Source organism: Flavobacterium sp. (assembly GCF_043722275.1).
Lineage (GTDB): Bacteria > Bacteroidota > Bacteroidia > Flavobacteriales > Flavobacteriaceae > Flavobacterium.
In genome coordinates this window covers 20,634-31,631 of sequence record NZ_JAYSPC010000177.1, presented here as the reverse complement: position 1 = coordinate 31,631, position 10,998 = coordinate 20,634, and the positions used below count along the sequence as shown (strand labels likewise).

The 10,998-nt window shown below is 36.0% G+C and carries 5 protein-coding genes; all 5 read right to left on the bottom strand.

Going from position 1 to position 10,998, the window contains the following annotated elements; genetic code table 11:
• Positions 1-190: 190 nt before the first annotated feature.
• Complete coding sequence (locus tag ACHZDT_RS21025; protein ID WP_394776663.1) at positions 191-2,596, bottom strand: glycosyl hydrolase family 95 catalytic domain-containing protein; 2,406 nt, start codon at positions 2,594-2,596, stop codon at positions 191-193.
• Between the two features lie 381 nt (positions 2,597-2,977).
• Positions 2,978-4,927 (bottom strand): sialate O-acetylesterase, encoded by a 1,950-nt coding sequence (locus ACHZDT_RS21020; RefSeq protein ID WP_394776662.1) that lies wholly within the window; start codon positions 4,925-4,927, stop codon positions 2,978-2,980.
• Positions 4,928-5,029: 102 nt separating this feature from the next.
• Positions 5,030-6,265: a glycoside hydrolase family 5 protein gene (locus tag ACHZDT_RS21015; RefSeq protein ID WP_394776661.1), complete on the bottom strand. Its 1,236-nt coding sequence runs from the start codon at positions 6,263-6,265 to the stop codon at positions 5,030-5,032.
• Between the two features lie 109 nt (positions 6,266-6,374).
• Positions 6,375-8,615: a glycoside hydrolase family 3 C-terminal domain-containing protein gene (locus ACHZDT_RS21010; protein ID WP_394776660.1), complete on the bottom strand. Its 2,241-nt coding sequence runs from the start codon at positions 8,613-8,615 to the stop codon at positions 6,375-6,377.
• Positions 8,616-8,839: 224 nt separating this feature from the next.
• Entirely contained in the window at positions 8,840-10,843 is a 2,004-nt protein-coding gene (locus tag ACHZDT_RS21005; RefSeq protein WP_394776659.1) for a glycoside hydrolase family 97 protein, read from the bottom strand.
• Positions 10,844-10,998 lie beyond the last annotated feature (155 nt).

Sequence of the window (10,998 nt, the reverse complement as noted above, 5' to 3'; positions counted from 1 at the left end):
TAGTGGTAATCTGCGATGGAGATCCCAGTAAATCACCACTATTTAATACAACTTAAAATATCTTCCGAACACTTATGTTTTTAAAACCTGTCGGGTTTGACAAAGATTGTCAGGCTGAGCGGAGTCGAAGCCCGTTCCTATAATCAAGGCTTCGACTCCGCTCAGGATGACATTAGTTTCAAAATAATATTTACCAGTTTATTTCAAATTTCTCACCTTTTTTCAAAACAATATTTTGCTTTTTATCTCCATTAATCAAAGTTGTTTTTCCTCCTGTTTTTGAAGAAACTGAAACTTTTTTCAGAATTTTATTTTCCCAATTCATTTCGATTTCAAATCCACCGCGGGCGCAAATTCCTTTTAGCGATCCTGTTTCCCAAGCGTCTGGTAAAGCAGGTAATAATCTGATTTCGTTTTCATCAGATTGAATTAGCATTTCGGCAACGGCTGCGGCTCCGCCAAAATTTCCATCAATTTGAAATGGCGGATGCGCGTCGAATAAATTCGGATATGTTCCTCCTCCTCTTCTTGGTTTCTCCGTCTTTTTTCCGTCCGGATCAACATATTTTAATAATTCGCGGAACATTTTATAGGCACGATTTCCGTCCCAAAGTCTTGCCCACAAATTGATTCTCCAGCCTTTTGACCAACCTGTGGTTTCATCGCCTTTAATTTCTAAAGTTTTCTTAGAAGCTTCGGCTAAATCCGGTGTTTTCTCGGGCGTAATATGATCGCCGGGGAAAAGTCCGAATAATTGTGATTGATGACGGTGTTTTGGATCTTCATCATTCCAATCGAAATACCATTCTTGCAGATTTCCTTTTTTCCCTATTTGATACGGATGAAATTTTGCAAGTGCTGTTTCTAATTTTCCTCTGAAATCAGCATCGCTATTTAATACTTTTGAAGCTTTTATCGTTTTATCAAAACATTCTCTAATCATAGCCAAATCAGCCGTTCCACCGTACATTGTTGCACCGATAAAACCGTCTGGTGCGATATATTTATTTTCAGGAGAAGTTGATGGTGATGTAATAAGGTTTCCGTTTTTATCGGTAACCATCCAGCCTAAAAAGAATTGTGCCGCTCCTTTCATAATTGGATAACCTTCGTTTTTCAGGTAGTTTTTATCTTGCGTAAAAACATAATGTTCCCAAATATGCGTACTTAACCAAGCTCCGGATAATGGCCAGCAAGCCCAACTTGGATCTTCTTTTCCGAAGTTTCCAACCGGATTACTCATTGCCCAAATATCAGAATTATGTGCAGAAGCCCAACCTTCATTTACACCATAAAAAGTTTTTGCCGTAACTTTTCCGGTTACCGAAAGATTTTTAATGAAACTCAAAAGTGGCAAATGCATTTCGGAAAGATTGGTGTTTTCGGCAAGCCAATAATTTTCTTCCAGATTAATATTCATCGTATAATTACTGCTCCACGGCGGATTTAAATGCGGATTCCAAAGTCCTTGTAAATTCGCCGGAACACCCAAAGTTCTGGAACTGCTGATTAATAAATAACGCCCGAAATTAAAATATAGGATTTCAAGGTTTTTATCTTCTTTTCCGTCAGCATATCTTAATAAACGTTGATCTGTTGGTAAATCCGGTGCGGTTGTTTTTCCTAAATCTAAAGTAACGCGATTATAGAATTTTTGATAATCGGCAATATGGGTTTCTTTTAATTGATCAAATGGCTTTGCAACTGCTTTATTAAGACTTTGCACTGCAATTGCTATATCGTCTAAACCTTCGGTTACGGGATTTTTGTTAAAACCATTAAAACTTGTCGCAACAGAAACATAAATAATGGCTTCCGTCGCGTCTTTTAAGCTTAAAGTTTCTCTTGAATTTGTGATTATCCCGTCTGTTTTTTTGATTTGGATTAAAGTGGTAAATTTTGTTCCTCTTTCTTTTATTTCAAGATATTTTGGCAAAACAGTATATCCGGGATTTTCATGAATTGCCGCAGAACCAGTCATTATCAAAGTGTTATTTCGAACTTCGACATTTGATTTTAATAAACTCTTTAAATTAATATCAAAATTCAAACCTCCTTTATGATCGCTCGTTAATTTGATTACCATGATTTGGTCCGGTGCCGAAACAAAATATTCACGGGTAAATTTTATACCGTTCATTTCATAACTCACTTTTGATATTGCATTCGAAATATCCAGTTCCCGATGATAATTTACAGCTTTCCCTTTTTCGGAATTATTGATTTCTAATGTTCCTAAAGGCGAATACGATTCGGAGTTTTTGCCTTCTGTTTTTTTGTTTAATTCGTCGGCTAATTTGTAGTTTTCATTTTTGAGTGCTTCGCGAATTGCCGGAATGTTTTTGTAGGCTTCGGGATTCATGTTGGCATTTACAGGTTCTCCCGACCAAAGCGTAGCATCATTCAAATAAATTTTATCTGAATTTGCTCCGCCAAAAACAGTTGCGCCCATTTTTCCGTTTCCTAAAACTAAACTTTCTTCAAAAAATTCTGCGGGTTGATTGTACCATAAAATATGACTGGATTGTGCCGTCATTTTTATCCCGAAAGTGGTGAAAAGTATGATGAAAAACGTTTTTATGAGGATTAATTTCATGAATTTGCCATTTATTTTATTCGTTATCCTAACAGGTTTTTTCAACCTGTTAGGTATTCTAGTTTTAGCCTGTTTGAAATTTATACCTAACAGGTTGAAAAAACCTGTTAGGATATCGAAAACAGTTTGCGCGCGTGAGGGATAGAAGCAAATTACCGAAGTAATACGTATAGCCCGACCGTACCGAGAAAAAAAGGCGTATCTACGTAAAGTATATTTGCCTTTTTTTCTCGGTATGGTCACGCCCTGATTATTATTTTCATCGCTAATATAAACATTCTCAAATTATACCTAACAGGTTTTGGAAACCTGTTAGGAAATCAAAATCCGTTACTACAATATAACTTGTTCCTCTGGAACTTTTCACCTTTTACAGATAACTTATTTACTAACCTTATATATCTCATTTGCCGTAATCATTTCCCAATTATCGGTTCTGAAAGGCGATGCGGGAAATTTTTCTTTGTTGAAAAGATTGATTTCGGTATCGTCGTCAGCCCAACCGTAATGAACGGAAACTGGATTTTTTACGTTTTCGCTCGAAACGATTATTTTGTTGTTTTTAATTGTGGCTTTCGCCGAATGAAAAACTTTGTCGGCTCCCGCGATTTCAAAACCTTTTACGCTTTCAGAATTATCAGAAGTTGATAATCCGGAACCTATATTTTCGAAAGTAAGGATAATCTCGTTTCCTTTTATTTCCTGAGATTTATAAGTTGGTCCGCTGTAAACTTGCTTTTTGCCGTAAACATTATTCAGCGCAATTGCCGCCAAACGCAATCCTACATCTTGTTTGTTTGTTGGGTGAATGTCTTTTGCATTCCCAATATCTGTGGTTACGATCATTCCGGTATTGGGTAATTTTAGGGTTTCTGACTGTGCTTCGCGAAGTTCTGCCCAACGACTTCCAACTTTGCTATTTCCGTTGAATTCGTTAAAAGTCGATAATTGTACAAAATAGAATGGAAAATTACCTTGATTCCATTTTGTTCGCCAATCGGTAATCATTAGCGGAAATGTTTTTTTATATTCTTTTGCTCTCCAAACATTTGCTTCGCCCTGATACCATAAAACGCCTTGAAAAGCGTACGGCACCAACGGATTCACCATTGCATTGTATAATAACGATGGATAATTATTGGGTGAAACTGCAATTTTTACCTGCACAACATTGAATTTCCAAAGTCCTTCGAGTGGAATATTTGTGTCTTTGAATTGGATTTTTAAATCTGCTGGATCTCCGTAGATTCCGCCGCCGCCTGAATAATCCGCGATTCTTACGGCAATTACATTTTTACCTTCTTTTAAAGTTCCGACTGGAATTTTATAAACTCTTAGTGTTTCCCAAATTTTGTTGGTTCCTACTTCAACGCCATTTATATAGGTAATATCTTCATCGTCTACTTTTGAAAGATGCAAAACGGCTTCAGATTTGGCTTGTTCTGCAGAAAGTGTAATTGTTTTTCGCATCCAGACAATTCCGTCAATATTGCCTATTTGCTGGTTTTCCCATAATGATGGAACTTTTATTTCCGGCCAGCTTTTATCATTAAAATTGAAATCTTTGAATTGGTTTTCATTTTCCATCGAAACATCAAAACCCTGAATTTTCTTGATATTGTCTAAAACTGATTTTTTGTAAACTTCAAAAACAGCATCCATCTCGACCTGAGGAACATCAGCAATCATGGTTTTGAAATCATTGCTTTTTTCGAAAGCTTCACGGCTTGTCCAGGTTTCTACATTGGTTCCGCCCCAGGAAGTATTTATGATTCCGATTGGGATTTTTAATTCTGCATATAATTTCTTGGCAAAAAAGAAACCCGCAGCTGTAAAATCACGAATATTTTCTTTGTTGGCAACCAACCATTTTCCGGCTTTTAAATCGTCTTTTGGCATTCCGCTCAAATCCTGCGCCACTCCAAAATGACGAATCATAGGATAATCAGAATCTGCCATTTCTTTTTCAGCGTTCATGGTTTTGTACATCTGGAATTCCATATTCGATTGTCCGCTGCAAATCCAGACTTCACCAACCAAAACATCTTTGATAATGATTTTATTTTTTCCTGAAATAATTAATTCAAATGGCCCTCCGGCTTTTTCGGCAGACAATTTTATCATCCATTTTCCATCTTTATCAGCCTGAATGGTTTTGGTTTGCTTGTTAAAACGAACCTCAACTTTTTCATTGGCATCAGCCCAACCCCAAACCTGAATTTCTTTGTTGCGTTGTAACACCATTCCGTCAGAAAATATTAAAGGCATTCTTACATTAGCATTCGTAATCATGCTCAATATCAACACGATAAAGACAATTATTTTTTTCATTGTTATATTTTTAAACCATATAAGTGATATAAGCAAATATAAGTCATTCTTTACAAAAAACTCAAATATACTTATATCACTTATATGGTAAATTTATTATTTTTACTGTAATCCTTCTTTTAATGCATTTAAAGCCTGGGTATCAAAAACAGTATTATTAGACCTATATATGATTCCGAAACCGTTATTTCCCAGATTTCCTTCATCCCAATAAAAAGGCAATAATCCATTTGCTTTTGCTGTTTTTACAACCGTTTTTAAATAGTATGCTCTTGAAGCCAAATGTAAAGTTAATGCATCGCCGGTTAAAGAAGCTCGGCGAATTGCGCCAAATTCTCCCAGTAAAACCGGAATTCCTTTGTCTACAAATTGCGTTTTCATTAATTTGAAGTTTTTTTCCAAATCAGCTTCTTCTCCAAAACTTGCATTTCTATCTAATTCTGTAGTCGAATGAAAACCTGATCCCCAATAATAAAACATTTTTCCCCAGGATTCATCTTTAGTTAATCCGCCAAAATTCCACGGTGCATAATAATGAACTTCAACCATCATGCGTGTGGCTACTTTATCTGTTGGCAAAGTCAACATTAACTTATTTGTTTTTTCAATATCAGTTGTTGGTCCCTGAATCACTAATGTACGATAGGCATTTTTTCCTCCTGTCGAACGAACAGCATCGATAAAAGTTTGATGATATGAGGTTAGAACTGCCATTTGTGCTGCATCTTCAACCGCTGGTTCATTGGCACTTGCAAAAAGTAAATGCTCGTCAAATCCGCGTAAATGTGTTGCGATTTGTTCCCAAAATGCTTTTTGTTTGGCGTTATTTTCTACTTTTTTGGCTTCGGTAATATTATTTTCCAGCCATCCGCCGTCCCAGTGAATGTTCACGACGACATACATATTATTATCAACGCAATATTGCACAACTTCTTTTACACGGTTCAGCCATTCGGTTTTAATTTTGGCTGTAGCCGAATTTTCTAAATTCTGATTCCATGAACACGGAATTCTAATCGCATTAAAACCATTTGCTTTAACAGCATCAATTAATGCTTTTGTCACTTTTGGATTTCCCCAGGCAGTTTCTCCGCCGGTTGCTTCTAAAGTATTGCCAATATTCCAGCCTAATTTGATTTTTGCTGCTAATTGTACGGCTGTACTTGCCATTCCTGATGCATCAGCCGGAAGCGGATTTGTATTGTAATTTGGATATAATCCAGCGATCTCATTTACTTTAACAGTTTCCTCTTCTTTATCGGGACTGCATGCCAAAATACTTAAGAAAGACAAGCATAAAATAGCACTAAACAGGTAAGTCTTAATATTATTTTTCATTTGTGGTTTGGTTTAATAGTTAGTTCTCAGTTTTATTCACGCAATTTCATTTTTATTTATTAAAATAATGCTCTTTAATAAAAATCAAAGAGCATTAATTATTTCAAGCTTATTTAATAGTTACAACAACTTCTTTCTTGATATCTCTTGAAGAATTTCCAAGTTTCAAAGTATATTTTCCTGGCTCAATTGTCCATTTTTTAGTGGCAACATTATAATACGCTAATTCTTTTACAGGCACCTTAATTGTTACTGTATTTGAACTTCCTGATTTTACCAATATTTTCTGGAAACCTTTTAATTCCTTTGCAGCACGCGTAATTTTTGAATCTGATTTTGAAGTATATAACTGAACAACTTCTTTACCATCTACTTTTCCTGTGTTTTTCACGTCAACCGAAACTGTGATTGTTTCGTTTTGTGCGTATGAAGTTTTGTCTGTTTTTGCATTATCAAAAGCAAAAGTGGTATACGACAATCCAAATCCGAAAGGATATAACGGCGCGATATTTTTAGTATCAAACCAACGGTAACCTACTAAAATTCCTTCGGCATAGTTTACTGTTTTTCCTCCAGGGAAACTGTTTGTAGCATGCGCTGGAGAATCCATAATGGTTTTAGGCATTGTCCAAGGTAATTTTCCTGACGGATTTACTTTTCCTAAAATTACATCTGCCAATGCATTTCCTCCTTCTGAACCATTAAACCAACTCCAAACTACGGCTGAAGATTTTTTGCTCACAGCGTCAATATCAAAAGGTGCTCCGGCAACAAAAACTACAATTGTTTTTGGGTTTACGGCTAATACTTTCTGAATTAATTCTTCTTGTCCAAACGGTAATTTTAAAGTGCTACGATCTGAAGCTTCTGTTTCATAATCACGGTTTGAACCTGCAAAAATGATCGCAACATCTGATTTTTTAGCCGCTTCTATAGCTTCTTGTAATTTTGCCGGATCTAACTGATCGATTGTTACAGGACCATTTGAGGTAATATTTCCTAAATTTCCTTTGTTTTTTTCGTCGTAACGCTCTAAATACCCTTCGGCATAATTGATTTTTATTGATGATGGTAATCTGTTTTTTAAACCTTCAAGTGGCGTAATTTCTCTTTTGGTTTTCACTCCTGCACCAAATCCACCAAGAGCGTTTTTCTTGGTTGCGTTGTTTCCAATTACCGCGATGGATTTTACTCCGTCTAATTTTAATGGCAATGCATTATTTTCATTTTTCAATAAAACGATTGCTTCGGCAGCAATTTTATAAGCGTCCTGATAATGTGCTTCGGTTGCGATGCTTCCTTTTGCACGCTCTTTTCCGCCCATAGCTTTTACCTGGAATAAAGTGCGTAAAATTCTTTTTACGTGTATATCCAATTCTGCTTCTGAGATTTCTTTGTTTTTAGCTGATGCAATTAATTTATCGGCAAGAAAAAATTCATTGAAAGGTTTTGGAGTTCCCATTTCAATATCTAATCCGCTTTTTAGTGATTTTACAGTTGAATGAACCGCAGCCCAATCTGAAACGACAACGCCTTTAAATCCCCATTCGTCACGCAGGATTTTATTTAGCATATAATCGTTTTCACATAAATATTCTCCTCTAAATTTATTGTAAGCGCCCATTACGCTATATGCGTGAGCCTCTTTTATAGAAGCTTCAAAAGCTGGCAAATAAATTTCACGAAGTGTACGTTCGTCCATACGAACATCAACAAAATCACGATTGGTTTCCTGATTATTTGCTGCAAAGTGTTTTACGCAAGCCATAACATCGTTGTCTTGTAAACCAACGATTAACGGAACTGCAATTTTTTTATTCAAAAACGGATCTTCAGACATATATTCGTAAGTTCTTCCTCCAAGTGGCGTTCTCACAATATTAATTGCCGGTGAAAGCAACATATCTTTGTCTCTTGCACGCATTTCCTGTCCAAGACTATTTCCAAACGTATATGCCATTTCAGCATTCCATGTTGCTGCAAGACCTCCGCCTGCCGGATAATACGTTGCAAAATCATTTGTTAATCCTGCCGGAGCCCAGTTGTCACGCGAAATTTCTTCACGAACTCCTAAAGGTCCATCTGCCATTTTAAGTTCCGGAATTCCTAGACGTTTTACACCGCCAGAAGTAAACATACTGTTTCCGTGCAACATTCCTATTTTTTCTTCCAAGGTCATTTGAGCAACTAACTTGTCGATTTCTGCATCAAATTCTGACCCTATTTCTTTTCCTTTGTATTCTTTTGCTTTACCAGAATCAGCGCTTTCGGCACTTTTTGTGTCATTTTTACAAGATGTAAATACTGCAAAAGCCAATGCCACTGATAGGTATATGATTTTGTTTTTCATTGATTTCGTTTTTAGTTTTTGATAGATTTTTTATCCTAACAGGTTTTAGAAACCTGTTAGGTATTGTTTTTTACTCGATCCAATATTTCAAATTAGATACATTAAAATTAAGTAATACCTAACAGGTTTTAAAAACCTGTTAGGATAATTGTGAACTAAATCGTAACGTTATTAAACCCGACAGGTTTTAAAAACCTGTCGGGTTTGTCAATCTAAATCTATATCTATAACTTTTTGAATCTTATTGCTGTTCCTCCGGCGCCGCCTAAATGTAATTTTAGGGAATCTGAGGCTTTCACGGTTTTCTTAGAAATCGCTACTGCGGATGGATTATGAGTTTCGTCAGTTCCTTCGGCGTCAGCATAAATCTGAGCTTCGTAAGTTGCATTTGGATCTAAAAATGATAATGAAACATTTACGTCTCTTGCGTTTTCATTTGTAATAGTTCCCAAATACCAATCGGCGCTGCTTCTGTCTTTACGAACGGTTGTGATGTATTCGCCAATTTTCCCTTCTAATACCTTTGTATCTTCCCAATCTGTTGGAACATCTTTTAAGAATTGCAATGCTGGTTTTCCTTCGTAATTTTCAGGAAGATCGGCCATCATTTGGATTGGTGCATAAATCGTAACGTACAATGCTAATTGCTGCGCTGTTGTTCCGTGAACTCGTTTTCCCGGATAACCTTGTTTAACCTCAACATCAAAAATTCCCGGTGTAAAATCCATTGGTCCTGAAAGCAATCTTGTAAATGGAAGAATTGTTAAATGATTTGGCGGATTTCCTTCGCTCCACGCATTATATTCTTGTCCGCGTGCTGCTTCTCTTGAAACCATATTTGGAAAAGTTCTGCGTTCTCCTGTATCTTTTATTGATTCGTGGTATAAAACTGCTAAATCATATTGTGCTGCTTTTTCTAAAATATATCTGAAATAATTCACTCCAAATTGCCCAAAGTGATTTTCTTTCATGTTTAATTTTGAACCTACGTGTCCAATTTTAACCGAATGCATTCCTAGTTTTTTGTACAAAGCAAAACCTTCGTCAACTTCTTTTAAGTAATTAATAAGGTTTGAACCCGTTTCATGGTAACCTATTAATGCAACGCCTTTTTTGTTTCCGTATGCGACTACTTTTTCAAGGTCGAAATTGTCTGCACTTTTTGTAAAACTAAACATGTGCATGTGATTTTCGTACCAAGCTGGTGTCCAGCCTTTGTTCCATCCTTCGATCAATAAATGATGAAATCCTTCTTTTGCCGTAAAATCAATATATTCTTCGGCATGTTTTGTTGTTGCGCCTTGTTTCTCGCTTTCCCAAAAAGTATATTTTCCAATGTGCATTCCCCACCAAATCCCAAAGTATTTGTATGGTTTGAAATAACTTGTGTTTTTTAGTTTGTTTGGTTCGTTTAGATTTAAAATCAAATATGACGTAATTAAATCTGCTGGTGTTTCTCCTATTTGAAGTGTTCTCCAAGAAGAGGTAAACGTATCTTTTACGCGAACTTTTACACCATCTGCCCACGGCACTAAATCAGATTTCAGTTGTGTTCCGGTTGTGTTTACCAAAGTCATACTCGCAAAATCTACTAAATTTGCTTCGTGAAAACTCAATGCTAATCCGCTTTTACTTTCGATTGTAAGTGGAGTCAAAACAGTATCAAGCGTACTTACGGGAGCATCTTTAAAAAGATATTCGTCGCGATTTTCTCTATTTGCCGGAATCCACCATGCTTTTCCATCTTCTTTTAAGTTAAAAGTCGTTTTTTCATCCATAATGAAAATACTGTCTTTTACATTTTGTTTTGGATACACATATCTAAACGCGATTCCGTCATCAAACGCACGAAACTGAATTTCAAGTTTACGTTTGTTTCCGCTTTTTTGCTGTAATTGAACCGATAACTGATTGTAATGATTTCTAATGTTTTTCTTTTCTCCCCAAACTTGTTCCCAGGTTTCGTCAAAAGTGGAGTTTTTCACGCTTTTGATTTCGAAATCAGAACTTAAATTTTCATTTCCTTTTAGTAAAAACCCCATATCCGATGGTGTAATCACTTCGGTTTTTCCGTGTGAAACAGCATATTTTGGTGTGTTTTTTACTAACTCGAAATTTATTTTATTTTGCCCGTTTGGCGATGCCAATTCATAAGCATTTTTATTTTTCTGACTGTATCCTATCGAAACTGAAAGGATTAAAGCGGGAAGAAGAAGGTAATTTTTCATGATATTTTTCTTAATTCATTTTAATAAATCGGGTGTTGCTTATGCTTTCACCCGATTTAGAAACTCAACAAAAACTTATTTTTTATCCGTTGGGATTATTTTTTTGCCACAGATTAAAAGGATTCAAATGATTTTTTTATTTTCCTCCCGCAGAT

Excerpts from the sequence above, each read along its gene's own strand:
- ACHZDT_RS21025 (WP_394776663.1), bottom strand. The coding sequence starts at position 2,596 with ATGAAATTAATCCTCATAAAAACGTTTTTCATCATACTTTTCACCACT.
- ACHZDT_RS21020 (WP_394776662.1), bottom strand. The coding sequence starts at position 4,927 with ATGAAAAAAATAATTGTCTTTATCGTGTTGATATTGAGCATGATTACG.
- ACHZDT_RS21015 (WP_394776661.1), bottom strand. The coding sequence starts at position 6,265 with ATGAAAAATAATATTAAGACTTACCTGTTTAGTGCTATTTTATGCTTG.
- ACHZDT_RS21010 (WP_394776660.1), bottom strand. The coding sequence starts at position 8,615 with ATGAAAAACAAAATCATATACCTATCAGTGGCATTGGCTTTTGCAGTA.
- ACHZDT_RS21005 (WP_394776659.1), bottom strand. The coding sequence starts at position 10,843 with ATGAAAAATTACCTTCTTCTTCCCGCTTTAATCCTTTCAGTTTCGATA.